This window comes from uncultured Mucilaginibacter sp. (genome assembly GCF_913773635.1).
Lineage (GTDB): Bacteria > Bacteroidota > Bacteroidia > Sphingobacteriales > Sphingobacteriaceae > Mucilaginibacter.
On record NZ_CAJYGQ010000012.1, the window covers coordinates 62,149 to 83,068 of the forward strand.

At 40.2% G+C, this 20,920-nt stretch carries 19 protein-coding genes; 10 read left to right on the forward strand and 9 right to left on the reverse strand.

Annotation, left to right across the window (positions count from 1 at the left end; translation table 11 throughout):
* Positions 1–50: 50 nt before the first annotated feature.
* Positions 51–806: a 7-carboxy-7-deazaguanine synthase QueE gene (locus QZ407_RS14870; protein WP_295772452.1), complete on the forward strand. Its 756-nt coding sequence runs from the start codon at positions 51–53 to the stop codon at positions 804–806.
* A gap of 168 nt (positions 807–974) precedes the next feature.
* Positions 975–2,180, forward strand: coding sequence for a hypothetical protein (locus QZ407_RS14875; protein ID WP_295772454.1), 1,206 nt, complete (start codon positions 975–977; stop codon positions 2,178–2,180).
* Positions 2,181–2,243: 63 nt separating this feature from the next.
* On the opposite strand, the gene QZ407_RS14880 is transcribed toward QZ407_RS14875, so the two are convergent.
* The 4 genes from QZ407_RS14880 to QZ407_RS14895 are packed head-to-tail and all read right to left on the reverse strand — an operon-like array spanning position 2,244 to position 8,700.
* Positions 2,244–5,666, reverse strand: coding sequence for an efflux RND transporter permease subunit (locus QZ407_RS14880; RefSeq protein ID WP_295772457.1), 3,423 nt, complete (start codon positions 5,664–5,666; stop codon positions 2,244–2,246).
* A 39-nt stretch (positions 5,667–5,705) separates the two neighbouring features.
* Positions 5,706–6,803, reverse strand: a complete 1,098-nt coding sequence (locus QZ407_RS14885; RefSeq protein ID WP_295772459.1) for an efflux RND transporter periplasmic adaptor subunit — start codon at positions 6,801–6,803, stop codon at positions 5,706–5,708.
* A 27-nt stretch (positions 6,804–6,830) separates the two neighbouring features.
* Positions 6,831–8,195: a TolC family protein gene (locus tag QZ407_RS14890; RefSeq protein ID WP_295772460.1), complete on the reverse strand. Its 1,365-nt coding sequence runs from the start codon at positions 8,193–8,195 to the stop codon at positions 6,831–6,833.
* 46 nt (positions 8,196–8,241) lie between these two features.
* The gene (locus QZ407_RS14895; protein ID WP_295772462.1) at positions 8,242–8,700 is read right to left on the reverse strand and encodes a MarR family transcriptional regulator; all 459 of its coding nucleotides are present in this window, start codon (positions 8,698–8,700) and stop codon (positions 8,242–8,244) included.
* Between the two features lie 133 nt (positions 8,701–8,833).
* On the opposite strand from QZ407_RS14895, the gene QZ407_RS14900 reads away from it, so the two are divergent.
* Positions 8,834–9,658 (forward strand): hypothetical protein, encoded by an 825-nt coding sequence (locus QZ407_RS14900; RefSeq protein ID WP_295772463.1) that lies wholly within the window; start codon positions 8,834–8,836, stop codon positions 9,656–9,658.
* A gap of 55 nt (positions 9,659–9,713) precedes the next feature.
* Here QZ407_RS14900 and QZ407_RS14905 read toward each other — a convergent pair whose 3' ends face one another.
* Both QZ407_RS14905 and QZ407_RS14910 read right to left on the reverse strand, forming a co-directional pair.
* Positions 9,714–10,421 carry a TIGR00730 family Rossman fold protein gene (locus tag QZ407_RS14905; protein ID WP_157542271.1) on the reverse strand — a complete coding sequence of 236 codons (708 nt, stop codon included), beginning with the start codon at positions 10,419–10,421 and terminating at the stop codon, positions 9,714–9,716.
* Between the two features lie 26 nt (positions 10,422–10,447).
* Positions 10,448–11,932: a sodium:solute symporter gene (locus QZ407_RS14910; protein ID WP_295772466.1), complete on the reverse strand. Its 1,485-nt coding sequence runs from the start codon at positions 11,930–11,932 to the stop codon at positions 10,448–10,450.
* 158 nt (positions 11,933–12,090) lie between these two features.
* Between QZ407_RS14910 and recR the strand changes: the two genes are divergently transcribed.
* From recR to QZ407_RS14925, 3 genes are read left to right on the forward strand one after another with little or no spacing between them, the layout of a single operon-like run.
* Positions 12,091–12,708, forward strand: coding sequence for a recombination mediator RecR (recR, locus tag QZ407_RS14915; RefSeq protein WP_295772468.1), 618 nt, complete (start codon positions 12,091–12,093; stop codon positions 12,706–12,708).
* 3 nt (positions 12,709–12,711) lie between these two features.
* A complete protein-coding gene (locus QZ407_RS14920) occupies positions 12,712–13,548 on the forward strand; it encodes a glycosyltransferase family 2 protein (RefSeq protein ID WP_295772470.1) in 837 nt (278 codons plus the stop codon).
* Positions 13,532–14,347 carry an SDR family oxidoreductase gene (locus QZ407_RS14925; protein ID WP_295772472.1) on the forward strand — a complete coding sequence of 272 codons (816 nt, stop codon included), beginning with the start codon at positions 13,532–13,534 and terminating at the stop codon, positions 14,345–14,347. The genes QZ407_RS14920 and QZ407_RS14925 overlap by 17 nt, the downstream gene beginning before the upstream one ends.
* An 85-nt stretch (positions 14,348–14,432) precedes the next feature.
* On the opposite strand, the gene QZ407_RS14930 is transcribed toward QZ407_RS14925, so the two are convergent.
* Together QZ407_RS14930 and QZ407_RS14935 are read right to left on the reverse strand one after the other, a co-directional pair.
* Positions 14,433–15,293 (reverse strand): SDR family oxidoreductase, encoded by an 861-nt coding sequence (locus tag QZ407_RS14930; protein ID WP_295772475.1) that lies wholly within the window; start codon positions 15,291–15,293, stop codon positions 14,433–14,435.
* Between the two features lie 117 nt (positions 15,294–15,410).
* Positions 15,411–15,791 (reverse strand): hypothetical protein, encoded by a 381-nt coding sequence (locus tag QZ407_RS14935; protein WP_295772476.1) that lies wholly within the window; start codon positions 15,789–15,791, stop codon positions 15,411–15,413.
* A gap of 378 nt (positions 15,792–16,169) precedes the next feature.
* On the opposite strand from QZ407_RS14935, the gene trpD reads away from it, so the two are divergent.
* The 4 genes from trpD to trpA all read left to right on the forward strand — a co-directional run bounded on the left by trpD (position 16,170) and on the right by trpA (position 19,924).
* Positions 16,170–17,156, forward strand: a complete 987-nt coding sequence (gene trpD / locus QZ407_RS14940; RefSeq protein ID WP_295772666.1) for an anthranilate phosphoribosyltransferase — start codon at positions 16,170–16,172, stop codon at positions 17,154–17,156.
* Positions 17,157–17,177: 21 nt separating this feature from the next.
* A complete protein-coding gene (locus QZ407_RS14945) occupies positions 17,178–17,876 on the forward strand; it encodes a phosphoribosylanthranilate isomerase (RefSeq protein ID WP_295772478.1) in 699 nt (232 codons plus the stop codon).
* Position 17,877: 1 nt separating this feature from the next.
* Complete coding sequence (trpB, locus tag QZ407_RS14950; protein ID WP_295772480.1) at positions 17,878–19,059, forward strand: tryptophan synthase subunit beta; 1,182 nt, start codon at positions 17,878–17,880, stop codon at positions 19,057–19,059.
* 94 nt (positions 19,060–19,153) lie between these two features.
* Positions 19,154–19,924, forward strand: coding sequence for a tryptophan synthase subunit alpha (trpA, locus tag QZ407_RS14955; protein ID WP_295772482.1), 771 nt, complete (start codon positions 19,154–19,156; stop codon positions 19,922–19,924).
* Between the two features lie 158 nt (positions 19,925–20,082).
* Here the strand turns inward: trpA and QZ407_RS14960 are convergent, their stop codons facing one another.
* Positions 20,083–20,703: an L-threonylcarbamoyladenylate synthase gene (locus tag QZ407_RS14960; protein ID WP_295772484.1), complete on the reverse strand. Its 621-nt coding sequence runs from the start codon at positions 20,701–20,703 to the stop codon at positions 20,083–20,085.
* Between the last annotated feature and the right edge of the window lie 217 nt (positions 20,704–20,920).

The following is a 20,920-nucleotide window of genomic DNA, read 5'->3' on the forward strand; positions in this document are numbered from 1 at the left end:
GTACTTTTGCAAGTTGAATTTTAAGCGTAAGTCATTGCGCATTAATTGTTATGTTAAAGCTTGCCAAACTAAATAACAGGCCCGAAATTTTTCATTCCATACAAGGTGAAGGTAAAAATTTAGGCAAACCATCAGTTTTTATACGTTTATCATTGTGCAATTTATATTGTAAGTGGTGTGATACTGATTACACCTGGAATTGGGAAGGAACATCTTACACACATAACAATGAAGCTTTGCCAGGCTACCAGAAGTTTGCTAAAGATGAGATGATGGCTCTTTTGAGCGATGACGAGATAAACAACATTGTGGCCGACTACAACTGTAAAAATTTGGTTATTACAGGTGGCGAGCCACTTATTCAGCAAAAGTCGCTTATTTCATTGCTTCAATTACTGCGTAAAACCAACCCGCTTTACCATATTGAGTATGAAACTAATGGTACGTTTATTCCTTTGCCTGAAGTAGATGCTTTGTCTGATCAATACAATGTTTCGGTGAAGTTATCAAACTCTGGGGTGGATTATGGCGAACGCGTTGTGCCCGAGGTAATAAGTTGGTTTGCAGCATCTCCAAAATCAAACTTCAAATTTGTTGTAGATACAAATGATGACCTGAATGAAGTTCAACAAATAATCTTTGATCATAAAATAAATAACGAAGCCGTGTTTTTAATGCCACAAGGCTCATCGGTTGAAAGTTTACAGCAAAAACAAAACTGGATTGTGGAGTTATGTAAACAGTATAATTACAACTATTCTGATAGGTTGCACATCCATATATGGGGTGCTAAACGCGGCATTTAAATTCATTCATCTGCGCTTAAGACTGTCGACTTCCAGCGTTTGTTCAGTCAATGTTAAGTGTAACGGAAATAGATAGTCAATTGGTATAAAAACTTAATGTTACAATTATGTTAAGTTATTGTATATTTATTATAACCAATTGTAAATAGCGTGAAGGGTATAGTAGGGATGAGTTTTTTTGCTTTATGCTTTAAGTGTTTGGTTTTTACCGCTAACGCTCAGGGCAGGAGCATACCTATTAAACTTAATTTGTATAATGACCCCTTTGTTGCAACTGCCGATGCAAGTGTTCAAATAGCGGTTGATACCGTTTTAACACAAAAAGGTATTAAGGAATTTTATAGCAAAGTTAATTCATCTCAATACAAGCTCATTACTGATTCACTAATAGCCTATAAAAAGGAACATCAACTTAATGATTGGTTGTATTACCAGCTTGTAAGGCGTGTTGCTGAGCAAATAAGCCCTAAAAAGGAAAACTACCCTCGCTATACTTTATATAAATGGTTTTTACTTGCTAAAACCGGATATGATGCCAAATTAGCTGTAGCCAATAACAAGCTAATATTTTATGTTTACAATGATGAGGATATACGCGATATACCCTTTTTTATGATTGATGGTAAAAAGTATATGTGTCTTAATTACCACGATTATCCAAAAACTGATTTAAATGAGGATGTGCCTTACCAGGTGAAGATTGAAGTGCCGGGGGCAACAATGGCTTTTTCATATGCCGTAACGCGTATGCCCGATTTTAAACCCGAAGCGTATTTTGATAAACAGCTGGCTTTTGTGTATGAGCATAAACAATACAGCTTTAAAATAAAGCTTAATAAAACGGTGGACAGCTTGTTTACAAATTACCCTGGCGTAAGCTTTAAAAGCTATTTTAATATACCGCTTACTAAAGAAACATATGGATCATTAATACCCTTATTGAAGCAAAATGTTAAGGGGATGGACGAGAAAAAGGGAGTTGATTACTTGATGCGTTTTACACGCTATGCATTTCTGTATGAAGATGATGAAGTAAGCTATGGGAAAGAGAAACGCATGTCGCCCGAGGAAACGCTTTTTAATACCTACAGTGATTGCGATGACCGTGCCGCCCTGTTTTTTTATTTAGTGAAGGTAATTTACAACCGCCCAATGATTGCCTTGTTGTTTCCAACGCACCTTACCATTGCTGTGCAATTTGATAAACCGGTAGGGGGCGAGTCAATTATTTATAACGGTAAGGCTTATTGGGTTTGCGAGCCTACGTTGCAGCCGGAAGATTTAAAAATAGGGCAGCTTGCAACTAAATATAAGCATCAGCCATTTGAAGTAGTTTATCAATACCAGCCAGAAGCTTACCCGAACGGTCTTTGATGTTAATATGTGTTAATCAAAACGGGCTGCATTAACGCGGCCCGTTTTGTTGTAAATTAAGTATCAATGCGCTGTTTTTAAATCATTTGTAGTGATTTCTTTAGCCTCTTTTTTACCAAAGAAATAGTTCTTCATGTTCACGCGTATGAGGTACATACATGGTACCAGTATCAGCGTAATTATGGTTGCAAAGCCCAAACCAAATATCATTGTCCAGGCAAGCGGACCCCAAAAAGCTACGTTATCACCACCAAAGTGAATGTGTGGTTTAAAGTGGGTAAACAAGCCTACAAAATCGATATTAAAGCCAACAGCCAACGGAATTAACCCTAATATGGCGGCAGTTGCCGTAAGCAATACAGGTGTCATTCGGGTATGCCCTGCTTCAACCACAGCATCGTGCACGTTTGCTCCCTGGGCTATAAGCATATCGGTAAACTCAACTAATAAAATTCCGTTTCGTACCACTACACCGGCCAACGCAATAATACCAATACCTGTCATTACAATTGACATAGTCATTTGGAACATACTCATACCCAGCAATACGCCAATAATACTGAAGAATATCTCGCTGATGATGATGAGAGTTTTTCCGACGGAATTGAACTGTAACATCAAAATGATAAGAATTAAACCAAAAGAGGTAAGTAACGCGCCGCCTAAAAAGGTTGCAGCCTCTAACTGATCTTCCTGCCCGCCGCCCTGGCGTATAATAATGTTATCGGGTTTTTTAAAGTTCTTTATTGCCGTTAAAATGCTTGCGTTTACATCATTGGCATTATAAGGCTTTATAACATTTGATGATAATGTTAAAACGCGGCGTTGTTGTTTACGCTTAATGTTGCTAAAGGTATTAGTGTAACGCACATCACTGAAAGCAGATACAGGTACCTGTCTTATAGCTCCACCTGTAGCTAAATCACGATAGGTAATTTTCATGTTCTGCAACTCTTCAATGCTGCTGCGCTGGCTTTCAAGCGCACGCACTTTAATCTGGTAGTCGTCTTCTTTGGTGTTTCTGAAATCAGCAGCTCTCCATCCAAATATTGCGGTAAGAAGGTTATAGTTTATTTGCTGTGTTGAAATACCTTCACGATTTGCACGTTCTCTATCAATGTCAAAAATAATTACTGGCTTATCGCTTTCAATATCAGGTACTAGGTTTTCAATACCGGCAATGTTTTGTTTAGCCAGGTAGGTTTTTAACCTGTTTCCTGTTTTTACAAGTGAATCCAAATCGTCTCCGGCAATTTCGATACTAATATCTTTTTGCACCGGTGGGCCTGCAGCCTCTTGTGTTACAGCAATCTGCACGCCCGGTACAATACCTTTAACGCCATCTCTTATTTTATTTAAAATTTCCTTAGTGTCTTTGCCGTCACGCTCACCAAACTTTATAAAGGCAACGGTTACCTTACCCTTGTTTTGATAATCGAGCTGGTCTTCATCTTGCGGGTCGGTAACGCTTTTTGTAACGTTTGATATGATTGACGTTACAATGTCTTTATCGGGTTCAACTATTTGCGACACCTTTTGCTCTACTTTTCTAGTAACCTCGTTGGTTGTAGCCTGGTCGGTACCAATAGGCAAGGTGATATATACATATGCAAAGTTGGGGTCTCCAGATGGGAAAAAGTTGGGCGTTTTACCCACAAGCCCGGTTAACACTATAGCAAAAACAAATAAGCCTAGGGTTCCTAATAATATGGTAACAGGACGCTTAACAGCACGCTCAAGCCATTTAGCATACCAGCGCTGAAACTTTGGCCATGTGTTTTTCTGAAACCTGTCGATAACTTTTAGCAGGAAGAAATGATTGATAAGGTAAAGTGCGATGATAAGCACCATAAAATTACCGAAGCCAACGTTTATAAGATAAGCTATGACCGTAGCAATGCTTAAATAAATGAGCGCACGTTTAGTAGCCTTATCAAATTTGGGGTTTTCATGTTCACCTTCATGGTGCGGCTTCATAAAGTCAACGGCAAAAACCGGATTCATGATATAAGCCACCACTAAGGAAGCAAGCAAAGTAATGATTAACGTAATTGGTAAAAAGAACATGAACTTACCGATTATACTATTCCAAAATGCCAAAGGAACAAATGGTGCAAGCGTGGTCATGGTGCCTGAAAATACAGGCATAAAAACTTCACCCGCGGCAATTTTAGCAGCCTCTTTAATAGGCACCTTCCCATTGTCAAAAATTCGGTGAGTATTTTCAATAACCACAATTGCATCATCAACCACAATACCCAGCGCCAGCAAGAATGAGAACAGCACAATCATGTTTAATGTAAACCCTATGGCAGGCATAAGCAAAAAGGCTATAAAGCATGATAGCGGAACCGAAAGCGCCACAAACAGCGCGTTGGTTGTTCCCATGAAAAACATCAAGATAACCGTAACAAGAACGAAACCAATGATGATTGTGTTAATCAAATCATCTAAAGTAGTTCGGGTTTTGTCGCTTTGGTCGCCGGTTACAGTAATGTTTAAGCCTTTTGGAAATGAGCTTTTCTTTTTCTCTTTAATCAGCGCAAATATTTTGTCTGATGCTTCAATCAGGTTTTCGCCCGAGCGTTTACTAACGTTTAAGGTAATTACGTTTTTAAATTTTGTATCGTTCGGTCCTTTTAAACGTGCAAAGTTCTCTTGCTCCAAAAATGAATCTTTTATTTCGGCAATGTCTCTTAAGTAAACAGGTTTACCCTGTGGGTTACGTATAATCATAGCCGCAACCTCGTCTGCACTTTTAAAGTCTTTTTTGATGTCTATACTACGGCGTACACCGTCAGACTTTATAGTACCGGTTGATGACAGGATGTTTTCATACCCTATAGCCGTATTAATGTCCTGAAAAGTAAGTTGAGCTGCGCTCATCTTATTAATATCAACGTTTACTTGTATTTCAGGAGTTAAGGCACCAATCTCATCAACCTTTGATATTTCTTTAAAGCCTTCAATTTCATCTTTCAAAACATCAGCATATTCTTTGAGCTTTTTCAGGTCATAGTCACCTGAAAGGTTCACGTAAAGAATAGGCAAATCGGCAACGTTAATGTCAGATACAACCGGCTCCTTAAAATTATCATCGTTTTGAGGTAAGTCGTCTTTTGCTTTGTCTACGGCATCCTGTACATCAATCTTTGCATCTTTGGTATCAATGTTTGGCGTAAACTCGGCTGTAATAATTGATACGTTTTGTACGGAGTTTGAGGTAACCTTTTTTAAGCCTTTTAATGATTTAAGCTTCTTTTCAATTTGCCTGGTTACCAAGTTTTCAATATTCTGAGGTGACTGACCTGCGAAAGTTGTGTTGATAAAAATTTTAGGAACAGCAATATCAGGAAAATTTTCTTTTGGCAAATTATTGTAACTGATGATACCCAAAATGGTTATCAGGAACATAAGTACGTAAATAGCCGTTTTATTATCTATGGCCCAACTTGAGGGGCCAAATTCTTTGTGTACATCTTTCATATTAATATGATGTAAGGTGGTTGCCTATATGGTTTAGTTTTACTGCTGGGTTACCTTTACCTTGTCGCCGTCTTCAACATCGGTAGCTCCGTCAATAATCAACTGGTCGCCGGCCTTGATGCCTGATAAAATTTCAGTTTTCCCACTATAGGTTTTGCCAGCTTTAATAGTTGATTTTTTTGCAGTGCCGTTATTGATGATGTACACAAAATCGCCCTCCTCTGAGCGTTGTATAGCTTTAATAGGTATAACTATAGCATCAGATTTAGTATAATCGGCAATCTTCAAAATTGCAGTCATGTTAGGGCGCAAGCCTTTGCGTTCGGGTAGCTTTACCTCAACCGCAAAGCTGCGCGACGCCTGGTCAATTGATTTTGCGGCAAATGTTACCCTGGTTTCAACAGAATCTCTGGCATCCGGAACAAGAATTTTCACCATATTACCGGTATTAACACTTCTTGAATACGACTCTGGGACATCGGCCTTAACTTTTAAGTTTTCGGCATTTACTATGCGTATACCGTTTTGTCCTGGCTGTATTACCTGGCCAAGCTTTAGGTCCATTTGGTCTATGGTGCCGCTTATAGGAGCTATAATGCGCATTTGGTTTGCCTGCTGACGCAGTGCGGACAGACCTTTTTCGCTGGCCTCTAAAGTAGTTTTAGCTTGCAGGTATTGTACTTCGGTACCAATTTTTTGATCCCATAAAGCTTTTTGGCGCTGAAATAATGAGCGGTTAAGTGTCAGTTGTGCCTCGGCCTGAGCTATATTTTGTTTTACCACGCCATTATCAAGCTGAACAAGCAATTGCCCGCGGCTTACGCGCTGACCTGCTTTGGCGTAAATTGCTGTAATAGTACCCGGCACCTGCGGATAAGCTACTACATTGTCTTGGGCATCAATGCGTCCCTGTATTTGAACATAATTGACAAACTCACCAGTTTGAACCGGGAACACCCCAACCTCAACAGCTGCTGTGGAATCGGTATTACCAACCTCGGCTTGTAGCTTAGTTATTTTGGAGTTTAAGTCGGCTTGTTGTTTTTTCAATTCAGCAAGTTCGGCTTTCTTGTCTTTAGGTTTATTACTGCAGGCCGCTAAAAAAAGCAGTACAGGTATGTATATAAATTTTTTCATGATTTGTGTTCTATAGGTTGTGTTTGATTATTGTATACGTCCGTATGCTTTCTCCAGGTCAACTTTACTTACCAGGGCATCATATAAACCTTGTATGTACTTGTTGTCGGCATCTTCAAGAGCCGTTTGGGCTTGGGTTACCTCAATGCTTGAGCCAACGCCTTGCTGATATTTAATTTTTGATACCCTTAGTACTTCGCGGGCAAGTTCCTGGTTTTTGCGTTGACTGCCAAGGGTTTGTAAGCCGTTGAAGTAAATTATTTTAGCCTGGTTTGCTTCAAGAGCCAATGCATTTTTAAGGTTTGACTGCTCATTTTTTGATTTCTGAACTGTTATTTCAGCCTGGCGCAGTTGATTGATGCGCTGACCTCCGCTAAAAATAGGTACGTTTAAACGCAGCCCTACATAACTTGCCGGAAACTGACTACTGTATAAATTGCCAAAAGTGTTATTTTGGTAAGATGATGTATAATTACCAAAGGCGCTTAATGATGGTAAAAACAAAGCCTTGGTACGTTTTATATCATATTCATACAGCTTTATTTGAGTTTCAGATAAGCCATATTCAATACGTTTTTTATAAAAAGTAGTATCAGTGCTTTCAGCAGTAGCAGATTCATCGAGTTTTACATCTGCCAGCTTATCTTTCAAAATTAAGTTATCATCAACGGGCATACCCATCTGAAATTTAAGAAGCTGATAGTTGAGTGCCAAAAGTCTTAATACATTTTCGCGCTGGGTTTGCAGCGAGTTGTATTGCACGGTTAAACGGTCAACATCAATTTTCTCAACAAAGCCTTGTTTGTTTTGGGCTGTGGTCTGATCCAATTGCTGTTTCAGCTGTTTTATGTTTGCATCAAGCAGCTTCACCTGCTCATCACTTACCAAAACCTGGTAATAAGCCTTGGTTACATTTACGTTTACATCAATGCGGCTGCGGGTATAGTTGCGTTGCGATAGCTCTTTGTAAGTTTTTGAAGCTTTCACACCCACCAAAAAGCTGCCGTCAAAAATAAGTTGAGTAACATCTGCCGCTAAAGCCGACTGGTATTTTACCCCAAACTTTACTGGAATAAACGAGCCGGGCTGCCCAATAAATTCACCAGGGATGAGTGTAGTAGGAATTTTAAGATAATCCTGGAAAGATGCACTTCCATTAATTTGCGGCAAGCCGGATCCGATTACTTCCTTGATACGGTATTCTGCGCTTTTAACGTCTAATGCGGCATTTACCACAGAAGCCTGGTGCTCGTAAGCATAAGTTATACATTCATTGACACTGAAATTGTGAATTCCCTGCGCTTCGGGTGGTTGATTTTGACCCGAGGCCGTTTCAAAGGCTTGAAATCCACTAATCAGTAGGAGTACTGCTGTTAGTTTTGACAGATTCATATTTAAAGGTTGATATGCGTTGTAAATTGTGTTTGGTGTTGATATGTCAACTATTTATTGCTTCAGTTTCTTCGATGTTGTTGGCGCATTTGTCTAAAAGTTCAGTAAGTATCAGCTTTTCAGCAACAGAAAGATTTGAAAACATCCTATCATCCATTTCGCCAACTTCTGCCGTGATTTTTTCTGTAAGCCAAAAGCCCTGTGCCGATAGTTTTACAAGTTTTTTTCGTTTGTCTTCCGAGTCGTTTTCTACTTTTAAAAAACCTGCTGATTGTAAAGAACTAACGGTCCTTAATACCGATGATTTGTCTCTTAAAAGTTCGTGTGCTATATCTTGTTGAGAGCAAGGCCCCAAATGATGAATCACCATTAAAACGGGTATTTGCTCAACCTGAATTTGCATCCCTTCATTAGAAAAAAATCTGTTGGCTTTGTTACAAATAATTTTGTGCAAATGAAAAATTCTAAATAACAAAAGCCCCTTATTAAAATCACATTTCTTCACCTCACAAAGCTATAAATAATGGTTGATGTGTCAACTAAAATTTGGTGCAACAAATATTTTATTACTGTTACATGTCAATAGATGGTATTCCTTGTGTGCTAATTTTGGTGAATTAAAACAAATCCACTTGTATATGATTGCGTATAAAAAAGGTTTAATGAAACGCTTTGACACGCTCTTCATCATTATAGTTGTTACTGCTTTTATTGTTGTATATGCAGTTTCGTATTTTATGTTTGATATGCTTGATGCAAGTATTGGATATAAATATGGAACACCAATTTTTATCATCAGCCTTGTTACAGCCGTTTACTACGCATTTAAATACTACGGCCCCCAAAAATGGGAAGCTTATACAATAATTGTTTTTGTGACTGCTATAACCTGGGCAGGTACACTAAGCACTATTCAAAAAGCCAGTTTTATTTGTGATGCCATATTTAACAAACAGGTTGATGTAATAGTTCCGGTAGTAAGTGTGACCAAAAAATTCACCAAAAGTTCTTTTTCTCACACAAACGTATCCATTACTTATGATAACACGGAGGTTAAGCTTGAAACCTCGCGCACTAACTTTTTCTTATTACAGCATAAAAAAGAAATCAGGATAATAATAGGGAAAACATCTGATTACGGATATTATGTTACCAAGCTTTACACCTCACCGGGCGAGGAAAGCCAGGCAACATTATTATATTTCAAAGACTGGTGGCACCGTAACTGGTTTTGGCCTTTGCTGCTTGGAGGTTTTATCTTAATTATTGTCTTAACCGTTGTATTTGGTAAACCAAAGCCGGTTACACTAAGGGATGAAATAAAAGTAAAAAAGCCAATGCCTTTTTGGAAAGCAATGGCTTTGATTATGCTGATAGTTTTTGGTTTACTATTGTTAGCTTACCTCGCTGTGGTAGCTTACGTTTACCTGTTTAAAGGTGGTTGCCAATACTGTGGTGGATAAATAATCACTAACTTGTAATACGTTTTTAAACTTGTACTGCAACCAACTGTTACGGTTAAAAGTTAGGCTTAAGAAGGTACTTGTTATAAAATCTGAAGATGTGCTCGCACGCTTCTTCGGCAGTATCAACCAGGCGATAAAGGTTCAAGTCGTCAGGGCTGATGTTTTTTTCCTTACCAAGCATGGTTCCTTCTATCCACTCAAACAAACCCTTCCAGTAATCTACGCCCACAAAGCAAATAGGGAAACGGGCTATTTTGCCGGTTTGAATAAGTGTTATCGCCTCAAATGCTTCGTCCATAGTACCAAAGCCGCCAGGCAATACAATATAGCCCTGCGAGTATTTCATAAACATAACCTTGCGCACAAAGAAGTAATCAAACTCCAATAGCTTGTCGCGGTCAATATATTTGTTATGAAATTGTTCAAAAGGTAGCTCAATATTCAATCCTACTGATTTGCCGCCGGCTTCATAAGCACCTTTGTTAGCTGCTTCCATAATACCCGGCCCACCGCCCGATATTACGCCGTAACCTTGCTCAGTTAACAAACGGCCACATTCTACAGCCATTTCATAATAACGGTTATCATTAGCAGTACGTGCCGAACCAAATATTGATACACACGGACCTATTTTAGCCAGCTTTTCAAAGCCGTCAACAAATTCGGCCATTATTTTAAAAATCTGCCAGCTGTCAGTAACCTTTATTTCGTGCCAGTTCTGGTTCTGAAAAGCTTGTCTTATTTTATCATCGCTTGTCATATAAAATCAATTCAAAATATAAATAATTACAACGCTGCAATATGTTTTTTAGCCTTTGAGGTAAGCAGCAAGCCCACAAAGGTTATCAATCCGTTTACTATGATTAATTCATTGTCAAATACGTAACCGCCCATTAACTCTTTTGATTCTGTACTTAAAAAGTAACACACCGCCGGCGAGATCAAGCAAACAAACGGTACCAGCTTGTCATTAACCTGGCGGCCACTCATAAAAAGTCCAAACCCGTAAAGCCCCAGCAGCGGTCCGTAGGTGTATGATGCTACTTTGAATATAGCACTTACCACAGCATCATTATTTACAGCGTTAAATAAAATAATGGTTAAAAACATGAGCGCCGAAAAGGCAATATGAACGTAATGCCTAGTTTTAACCATGGCTGTACTATTAACATCGGCGCGCTTGTTAAAGTTTAAAAAATCTACACAGAAGGAGGTAGTCAATGCCGTAAGGGCCGAATCGGTAGTAGCAAAGGTTGCTGCCGTTAGACCGAGCATAAATACAATAGCCGGTAGGGTACCTAAATGTTGCAGGGCAATGGTAGGGTACAAATAGTCTGTTTTTTCTACCGATATGCCATTTTTTGCTGCGTAGAGGTAAAGCAGTGCGCCAACGCTTAAAAAGAAGATATTAATAATTACGAAAACGGTAGTGAAGCTGAACATGTTCTTTTGCGCCTCGCCAATGTTCTTACAGCTGAGGTTTTTCTGCATCAGGTCTTGGTCAAGCCCAGTCATTGCAACGGTTATAAACAGGCCACCTAAAAACTGTTTGCTCAGGTGAAGCTTGCTGCTCATGAAGTCATTCAAAAAGAAAACTTTTGAGTAACTGCTGTTCTTAATTGCCTCGGCAGCTTCAAAAATATTATAATTTAAACTGCGACATATAAAGTAAATAGACAAAAAAACGGATGATACCAAAAAAAGTGTTTGAAGACTATCAGTTATGATGATTGTTTTTAAGCCGCCTTTAAACGTGTACGACCAGATAAGCAACAAGCAGAACAAAACTGTAGCTGCAAACGGCAATCCATAACTGTCAAATATGAATTTTTGCAATACAATTACAACAAGATAAAGCCTGAATGACGAGCCAATAGTTCGGCTGATTAAAAATATGGTTGCCGCTGTTTTATAGCTCCATTTCCCTAACGCGCTTTCAATGTAACTGTATATGGAAGTGACCTGCAGGCGGTAATACAATGGCAGCAATACGGTTGCAATTATGATGAAACCTGCAGCATTGCCCAATACAAATTGAAAGTATGCAAACTGATCACCGCTGGGGGCGCCAACCTTGCCCGGAACCGAAATGAACGTAACACCACTGAGGGCAGTACCAATCATACCAAACGCTACCAAATACCATTTTGAATTGCGATTCGCTACAAAAAAGGTATCGTTATCAGCCGATTTGCGCGATGTGAAATAAGAAATTAAAATGAGCACCAAAAAATAGGCAGCAATAAATAAAAGTAAAACTCCGGGCGCCATGCTGTGTCTTGTTTAAGTGTAATGTCTATTTAGCCGCGTTATTATATCAAAAGAACCATACGTGGCAATACTCTCGCATATATACGAATTTTAGTAACGATAAAGTAAAGCCTTTAAAACGGCAAACCTAATTGCCGTTGTTTTTGTAATTTTGGGTAATGAATTTTTCGTCGAAGTTGCTGGAGAATGCAGTTGCAGAGTTTTCGAAGTTGCCCGGTGTTGGACAAAAAACAGCTCTTCGGCTAGTGTTGCATTTACTTAAGCAGGAAAAAACCGATGTCGAGCGGTTCAGCAATTCGGTAACTAAGCTACGTAACGATATACAGCACTGCCGCACCTGCCACAACATATCAGATTTTACCGTTTGTGAAATTTGCGCATCACGTAAACGCGATCATGGAACTATTTGCGTTGTTGAAGACACGCGCGATGTAATGGCCATAGAGAATACAAATCAGTACACTGGTGTATACCATGTGCTAGGCGGACTCATTTCTCCTATGGATGGAATAGGTCCTTCTGACCTTGAAATTGATTCGTTGGTAGAAAGGATGAAGGCCGAAGAAGTGCGTGAAGTGATATTTGCGCTTAGCGCAACTATGGAAGGCGACACAACCATATTTTATTTGCACAAACGTTTAAAAGAATTCAAAATAAATTTCTCAACTATAGCCCGTGGCATAGCATTTGGAGGAGAACTGGAGTATGTAGATGAAATCACCCTTGGTAGGTCGATTGCTACCCGCGTACCATACGAAAGTTCTCTATCTAAGTAAAATATGCAGCTATCTACAATTATTATTAATCATAATCAATGTAGACCTTTGAGACATGCTCTCGGGGCTTTAAAGCGCGCAGCTTTACCAGACAGTGAAGTAATAGTAGTTGATAATGCTTCTGAGGATATTTCGGTTAGAATGGTAAAAGCTGAATTTCCTCAGGCAAAAGTTATCGAGCATTCGCGTAAGCAGGGATTTGCCAATGCAGCTAACGAAGCAATTAAGGCGAGCAAAGGTGAGTTTGTACTTTTACTTGATGCAGCAATACTTGTTAGTGAAGAAACCCTTGACAGATTAAAGGAGTTTTTGCAAGCACATCCGGAGGTAGGTGGAGTATCTGTACGTATGCTTGATGCCGAAGGGAATTTTGTTGAAGGATCTAACAAAAACATGCCCCCTGAATGGATCAGCTTTTTCAGATTAACTGGCTTATCAAGGTTATTTAGCAAATCGAGGTTGTTTAGCAAACATTATGAAGCCGGTTGGATAGAGGGCTTTGAAAATACCGAAACGGACGTGCTTAATTCATGTTTTATGTTGTTACGTCGCTCGGTATTACAAGAAATAGGCATGTTTGACGGCCGCTTTAAAGGTTATGGCTACGATATAGATCTATCGTACCGTATACGTTTGGCCGGCTTTAAAAACTACTATTTTGCCAAAACATTCGTAATTCAGCAAGTATCACAACCCGCATCAAAGGTGAATTGGCAGCACATGAAAAACTTTTACGGTGCAATGCTTACTTTCGCAGTAAAATATTTATTCAGGCTGCCTGAGTTGCGTGTTAAAAACATGCCGGGGTGGTCATCTCCGGCATATGAGCTTAAACAATAAAGTAGTAATAATCACCGGCGCATCTTCGGGTATTGGTAAAGCACTGGCCTATGAACTTGCAAAACGCGGTGCTAATTTGGTATTGGGTGCAAGGCAGTTTGTAACCTTGTGTGATATTACGAGCGATATACAAAAGCAATTTAATGTAAAGGCACTGGCAGTACAATGTGATGTTACTGTTGAAGAAGATTGTGCCCATTTAATTAAGCAGGCCAAGCTAACTTTTAATAGGGTGGATGTGCTTATAAACAACGCCGGCATATCAATGCGTGCCTTATTTAAGGACCTTGACTTGCAGGTTTTAAAGTCATTAATGGATGTGAACTTTTGGGGTACGGTATATTGCACTAAGTACGCGCTTCCTGAAATTTTAAATACACAGGGAAGCATTGTAGGCGTATCATCAATAGCCGGGTATAAAGGCTTGCCCGGGCGTACCGGTTATTCTGCATCAAAGTTTGCCATGAATGGTTTTTTAGATGCCCTTAGGGTGGAAAATTTAAAAACCGGAGTACATGTAATGACGGCCTGCCCCGGGTTTACTGCATCGAACATTCGCAATACAGCCTTGAATAAGGAAGCAAAACAACAAGGCGAAAGCAGCCTTGAAGAGGACAAAATGATGACCTCCGAAGAGGTAGCAGCTATAATTGCCAATGGTATCGTTAATCGTAAAAGAACTTTGATACTAACAGGGCAAGGTAAGCTAACAGTGTTGCTTGGTAAACTATTTCCGGCCTGGTTAGATAAGCTGGTGTATAATGTATTTGCAAAGGAGAAGGACCCTTTGTTGAAATAATTGAAAAAAGAAAACCCTCGCCCTGAAAAGCGAGGGTTTTCTTTTTTCAAACAATGCTTCGCGTACTGTTAAAAAAACGATTTAATTAACCGTTAATCACTTCTCCACCGTTTACATGAATAATTTGTCCGGTAATATATGACGAATCTTCAGACGCAAGAAAAACATAAGCCGGACCCAGTTCTGAAGGTTGACCTGCGCGTCCCATTGGTACATCCTGTCCAAACTTTGCAACTTTTTCTTCATCAAAGCTCGATACGATGAGTGGCGTCCAAACAGGTCCGGGGGCTACACCGTTTACACGAATATTTTTTTCAGCCAGATTTTTAGCAAGCGACCTTGTAAACGTCACAATAGCTCCCTTTGTTGATGAGTAATCAATTAACTCGGGCGATGAGCGATATGCAGTTACTGATGTTGTATTGATAATGGTATCACCATCAGTTAAATGCGGTACAGCTGCCGCGGCAAAATGAAAGTGCGAAAAAATATTTGTTCTGAAAGTGTCTTCCAGTTGTTTATCGTCAATATCGCTCACATTTTTTTGTGGAAACTGTATGGCTGCATTATTGACCAAAATATTCAGCTTGCCTAATTCAGCAATTGTTTTTTCAACAGCATCTTTACAAAAGCTGCTGTCTTTAATGTCGCCTTTCATCAGTAAACAGCGTTTGCCTGCTTCTTCAACCAGTTTCTTCGTCTCTTGGGCATCGGTGTCTTCATCAAGGTAAACAATTGCTACATCGGCACCTTCTTTAGCGTAATGCACACTAACAGCACGTCCAATACCGCTGTCTCCACCGGTTATTAACGCAACTTTACCGTTAAGCTTGCCGGCAGCTTTGTAGTTGGGGTTAATGTACTCCGGTCTTGGAGTCATGGCGCTTTCGTCACCCGGTTGATGTTCCTGCGTTTCAGCCGGGAATGAGGTTGGTTTGTTTTCCATAGTTCAGTAGTTTTAATACTAAACCTATTTATTAACTATTAGTTCAATTTAATTCAAATTAAGCATCAAAAGGCGTTTTAGATTGTGCAAAATCACTTATCTTACTTAAATCTAAAATCATCTTACCGCTGTAATGGGCGTAAAATGCAGGCACAAAGCTTGCACCTCAAACAATTTATCATATTGGTAAGAGGTTCGGGAATGTACCGTTTCCGAGAAGGAATCATCATAAGCCTTTAACAACACGGCAAAATTGGCGTTGGAACGCTCTAAATCTTCGCTGGTAATATTTTTTATAGTGCTATCATCGTTTAATGGATGAACAACCGTCCGACTCAGGGCCGAAAAGAAAAAGGCATTATAAAAGTGCTCGGACAAGTTTCCGCCATCGGCACCTCTGAGATTTTCGATGCCGGTTAAGTTGTAAACGGTTGCAAAAATAAGGTTTGTAATCAAATATCCGGTTACAATATTTACCAAAAAGCGGATCCAGCTCATGCAGATGAGGTTGTTGCCTGCCTGCCAAAACCTAAATCATCTTCTGGGGTACTCACTCATTTATCAGAAGCCATATGATGTATTGCAATATTATTTGTTAATAAAATTATATTAAGATTTGCAATTAGAAAAATCAATAATATATTTGCCAACATAAACACAACATGAAATTACAAAACAACAACTGGTGGTGGCTTAACGAGAAATCGTAAGGCAATCTCCTGTTTTTGTATGTACAAAATATTACGAAGGGTTGCCCAAAAGGCAACCCTTTTTTTTGCCCCCCAGCCCCCTGAAGGGGGAGCAAATGAATCAACCAGGGATAAAAAGTTTAAACAATTTAGAAAGGCAGCTCCCCCTTTAGGGGGCTGGGGGGCTATGAAAGCAATACTTAACCACTTATTTGAACATAAAACATTCAGCCGCGAGCAGTCGAAAGAGATTTTGACTAACATCGCTCAAGGTAAGTACAATACCTCGCAAATGGCGGCATTTATGACGGCCTATTGCATGCGTATGATTACGGTAAACGAGCTAGAGGGTTTTCGTGATGCTATGCTTGAGCTATGCCTTCCTCTTAAGCTGGAAGCCGATGAGCTGATAGATTTGTGCGGAACAGGCGGAGACGGTAAGGACACGTTTAATATATCAACGCTGGCATCATTCGTTGTAGCCGGGGCGGGTTATAAGGTGGCTAAGCATGGTAATTACGGCGTGTCGTCGGGCTGTGGTTCAAGCAATGTAATGGAGTATTTAGGTTATCAGTTTACCAATGATTTTGATGAACTAAACAACAGTTTAGATAAAGCTGGCATTTGCTTCTTGCATGCTCCACTGTTTCACCCGGCTATGAAAACGGTTGCGCCGGTACGTAAAGAACTGGCCGTGAAAACATTTTTTAACATGCTGGGGCCAATGGTAAATCCGGCAAGGCCAAACAACCAAATGGTGGGGGTATATAACCTCGAACTGGCAAGGTTGTATGCTTACCTTTACCAAAAAGCCGACGTAAATTACACCATTGTTAACGCGCTTGATGGGTATGACGAAGTATCGCTTACAGGAGATTTTAAAACTTTTTCAGCCGAGGGCGAAAAGATTAACAGCATTAGCCAGTTAGGTTTTGACAAAGTAAACCCTGCAGATATAACCGGGGGGCATACCGTAGCCGATTCTGCTGGTATATTTACGCAAGTATTAAAAGGTGAAGGCACAACGGTGCAAAATAACGTTGTGCTATGTAATGCTGCATTGGCCATTCGTACCATTGAGCCAGCTAAAACTTTCGCCGATTGTTTTTATGAAGCAGAAGAAGCGTTATTAAGAGGAAATGCTTTAAAGAGCTTTAAGGCGTTGTTGAATTAGTTTTTAGTTCATGGTTCATAGATGATGATAGTTAGTAGTAAGAATTATCAACTAACAGAAGCCAATATGAATTATGATATATCACCTATGAATTACCAGATGAAAATAAAGGTATGTGGCATGAAGGTGCCTTGCAACATAAAAGCTATTGCTGGTTTAGAACCCGATTACATGGGATTTATTTTCTTTGATAAATCACCACGATATGTGGGTGGTTTGCCTGCTGGTGAATTATTCACTTTACCTGCATCTATTATTAAAACAGGTGTTTTTGTGAATGAAGATGTAGACACCGTTAAACAACTTATAAACCAATACCAGCTTGCTGCCGTACAATTGCACGGCAATGAGAGCCCGGAATACTGTGTTGAATTGAGAAAACAGGTAACCGTACTTAAGGCCTTTGGTGTAGATGAAACTTTCGATTTTGATAGGTTGACAGACTACGCTAATAAAGTAGACTACTTTTTATTTGACACCAAAACGGCGGCACATGGCGGCTCGGGGCTGGTATTTGATTGGCGTGTGCTGGAAAGATATAAGTTAGATGTGCCGTTCTTCCTTTCGGGCGGATTGAGTGCTGACAACCTACCTGAGGTAAAACAAATTAAACACCCGACGTTTTACGGTGTTGACTTAAACAGCCGCTTTGAAGTGGAGCCGGGAGTGAAAGACGAGGACAAATTACGCACTACTTTTACATTATTGAGAACAAACTAAAATGAAATATACGGTTAACGAACAAGGTTACTATGGCGATTTTGGTGGTGCTTACATCCCCGAAATGCTGTACCCGAACGTAGAGGAGCTACGCCAACAGTACCAAAACATTATTACCGACGAAAGCTTTAAGGCCGAGTTTGAATCGTTGTTAAAAGATTACGTAGGCCGCCCATCGCCTTTGTACCATGCCAGGCGCCTGTCCGAAAAGTATGGTGCAAACATTTTCCTTAAGCGTGAGGATTTGAACCATACCGGCTCACATAAAATTAATAACGCTATTGGGCAAATACTTTTAGCGCAGCGTTTGGGCAAGAAGCGCATTATTGCCGAAACCGGTGCCGGTCAGCATGGTGTGGCTACAGCCACCGTTTGTGCCCTCATGGGTATTGAATGCGTAGTTTACATGGGCGAAATTGACATGGAGCGCCAGGCACCAAACGTAGCACGTATGAAAATGCTGGGAGCGAAGGTGGTGCCGGCTACATCGGGGAGCAAAACCTTAAAAGATGCCACCAACGAGGCCATGCGCGACTGGATCAACAACCCGGTTGATACGCATTACATCATAGGTTCGGTAGTGGGGCCATACCCTTACCCGGAGATGGTGGCCAGATTTCAATCCATTATATCGTTAGAAGCTAAAAAACAACTGCTTGAGCATACCGGCAGCGAGTTGCCGCAGTACGTGCTGGCCTGTGTGGGTGGCGGCAGTAATGCAATGGGTATGTTCTACCATTTTTTGGAAGATGAGCAGGTAAAACTAATAGCTATTGAAGCCGCCGGAAAAGGGGTAAACAGTGGTCATTCAGCTGCAACCTCGGTTTTAGGTAAAGAGGGAATACTGCATGGCAGCCGCACCATTTTAATGCAAACCGAAGATGGGCAGGTTGTAGAACCATACTCTATCTCAGCCGGTTTGGACTATCCGGGAATAGGTCCGCAACATGCGCATCTGCATAAAATCAAACGTGCAGAATATGTGAACATTACCGATGATGAAGCTTTGCAAGCAGGCTTATTGTTATCGCAACTGGAGGGTATTATACCGGCCATTGAATCGGCACATGCATTCGCCCAGCTTGAAAAAATGAAGTTTGAGAAAACGGACAACGTGGTTGTCTGCTTGTCAGGTCGTGGCGATAAGGATTTGAGCACTTATATTAAACACTTTGGATTTTAACATTGGTTCATGGTTCATAGTTGATAGTTCATGTTAAAAAATACAGAACTAATCTTTACTATGAACTATCAACCATCAACTATGAACTAACAGAATGAACCGATTAAACAGCATGTTCAACCAAAAGAAGAACAACTTGCTATCAGTATATTTTACCGCCGGGTACCCTGACTTAAACGCTACTGTTGATGTAGCCGAGGCTTTAGAAAAAGCCGGGGTTGATTTTTTGGAAATAGGCTTTCCCTATTCCGATCCGGTTGCCGATGGACCAACTATTCAAAACAGTTCGCAGCAGGCGCTTGATAACGGTATGACGTTGAACGTTTTGTTTGAGCAACTGGCCGAGTTGCGGAAGCGTGTAAGCATTCCTGTTTTACTAATGGGCTACGCTAACCCTATGGTGCAATACGGTGTTGAGCGTTTTTGTGCCAAAGCAGCCGAAGTAGGAGTAGATGGCGTAATTGTACCCGACCTGCCAATGTATGAATACGAAACCTTGTATAAAGAATGCTTTGCCAAACACGGCCTCAGCAATATTTTCCTGGTAACACCGCAAACCGCCGAAGATCGCATACGCAAGATAGATGGCCTGAGTAATAGCTTTATTTATCTGCTATCATCAGCGTCAATTACAGGCGGTAGCTTGACCCTTTCAGATGTTACGGAAACGTATTTCAAACGCATTAAGGACATGGAATTAACTAACCCGGTGGTTATCGGTTTCGGCATCAGCAATAAGGCTGCATTTGATAAAGCTACCGCATATGCCAACGGTGCAATTGTTGGTAGTGCGTTTGTGAAGTTCCAGGCTGAGGAAGGGTATTTAGAGCGTATTCCGGAGTTTGTAAAGAGTATCAGAAATTAACCGCAAGGCCGTCCTGATCCCCCTTTAAATTATTTTATGTTATTTCGACGTTGGAAGAAATCTTTTCGAGGCGATCAGTTGGTCGGGTCAAAAAGATTTCTCATTCTTTGAGATGATTGGTGGTGGAGATAAGGATATGACGCTTTAGGTACCTACGGCTACAAATAAGCCTCCAAATCACCCTTACCCTCACGTATAACCTCAAACTCACCCGACGTAACATCTACTACGGTTGAAGCTACGTTGCCGCCATATCCTCCGTCAATTACAATGTCAACTAAATCCTGATATTTCTCATGTATCAGTTCCGGATCGGTTGAGTACTCTATAATATCATCATCATCTTTAATGGAGGTTGACAATATTGGGTTGCCTAACTGGTGTACAATTTCGCGGGCTATAACGTTATCAGGCACACGTATACCCACAGTTTTCTTTTTAGAACTAAGTAGTTTTGGTACTAAGCCGCTGGCATTTAATATAAAAGTGAACGGACCAGGCAGCGCCTTTTTCAATACCCTGAAAATGCTGTTATCTATTGGCTTGCTATAATCAGCCAGGTTGCTTAAATCGTAGCATACAAATGAAAAATTAGCCTTTTCAGGCTTTATGTTTCTAAGTTTGGCCACAGCCTCAATAGCCCGGTGGTTAGTTATATCGCACCCTAAGCCGTACACGGTATCGGTAGGGTAAATAATCAAACCACCTCGGCGCAAAACCTGCACCACCTGTTCAATAGCCTTAGGATTTGGGTTTTCGGGATATATTTTAAGTAGCATAAATATGAAGCAAATATAGCGTTAAATGGTTTTAGCAATGTTTCCCAACAGCGTTTACAAATATTAACCTTTAGTAATAATATTGCATTTAAGTCAATAACATTTAGCTGTTATAGTTAAAAAACATATTACTTTTTGTACCCCAAATTAGAATAATATACATTAGTACCGTAACGCAACTCTGCCTTTTTGCGTATTAAGCTTGTAACCGTGCAAT

Coding starts and splice junctions, on each gene's coding strand:
- QZ407_RS14870 (WP_295772452.1), top strand. CDS start 51: ATGTTAAAGCTTGCCAAACTAAATAACAGGCCCGAAATTTTTCATTCC.
- QZ407_RS14875 (WP_295772454.1), top strand. CDS start 975: ATGAGTTTTTTTGCTTTATGCTTTAAGTGTTTGGTTTTTACCGCTAAC.
- QZ407_RS14880 (WP_295772457.1), bottom strand. CDS start 5,666: ATGAAAGATGTACACAAAGAATTTGGCCCCTCAAGTTGGGCCATAGAT.
- QZ407_RS14885 (WP_295772459.1), bottom strand. CDS start 6,803: ATGAAAAAATTTATATACATACCTGTACTGCTTTTTTTAGCGGCCTGC.
- QZ407_RS14890 (WP_295772460.1), bottom strand. CDS start 8,195: ATGAATCTGTCAAAACTAACAGCAGTACTCCTACTGATTAGTGGATTT.
- QZ407_RS14900 (WP_295772463.1), top strand. CDS start 8,834: ATGATTGCGTATAAAAAAGGTTTAATGAAACGCTTTGACACGCTCTTC.
- QZ407_RS14905 (WP_157542271.1), bottom strand. CDS start 10,421: ATGACAAGCGATGATAAAATAAGACAAGCTTTTCAGAACCAGAACTGG.
- QZ407_RS14910 (WP_295772466.1), bottom strand. CDS start 11,932: ATGGCGCCCGGAGTTTTACTTTTATTTATTGCTGCCTATTTTTTGGTG.
- recR (WP_295772468.1), top strand. CDS start 12,091: ATGAATTTTTCGTCGAAGTTGCTGGAGAATGCAGTTGCAGAGTTTTCG.
- QZ407_RS14920 (WP_295772470.1), top strand. CDS start 12,712: ATGCAGCTATCTACAATTATTATTAATCATAATCAATGTAGACCTTTG.
- QZ407_RS14925 (WP_295772472.1), top strand. CDS start 13,532: ATGAGCTTAAACAATAAAGTAGTAATAATCACCGGCGCATCTTCGGGT.
- QZ407_RS14930 (WP_295772475.1), bottom strand. CDS start 15,293: ATGGAAAACAAACCAACCTCATTCCCGGCTGAAACGCAGGAACATCAA.
- QZ407_RS14935 (WP_295772476.1), bottom strand. CDS start 15,791: ATGAGCTGGATCCGCTTTTTGGTAAATATTGTAACCGGATATTTGATT.
- trpD (WP_295772666.1), top strand. CDS start 16,170: ATGAAAGCAATACTTAACCACTTATTTGAACATAAAACATTCAGCCGC.
- QZ407_RS14945 (WP_295772478.1), top strand. CDS start 17,178: ATGATGATAGTTAGTAGTAAGAATTATCAACTAACAGAAGCCAATATG.
- trpB (WP_295772480.1), top strand. CDS start 17,878: ATGAAATATACGGTTAACGAACAAGGTTACTATGGCGATTTTGGTGGT.
- trpA (WP_295772482.1), top strand. CDS start 19,154: ATGAACCGATTAAACAGCATGTTCAACCAAAAGAAGAACAACTTGCTA.
- QZ407_RS14960 (WP_295772484.1), bottom strand. CDS start 20,703: ATGCTACTTAAAATATATCCCGAAAACCCAAATCCTAAGGCTATTGAA.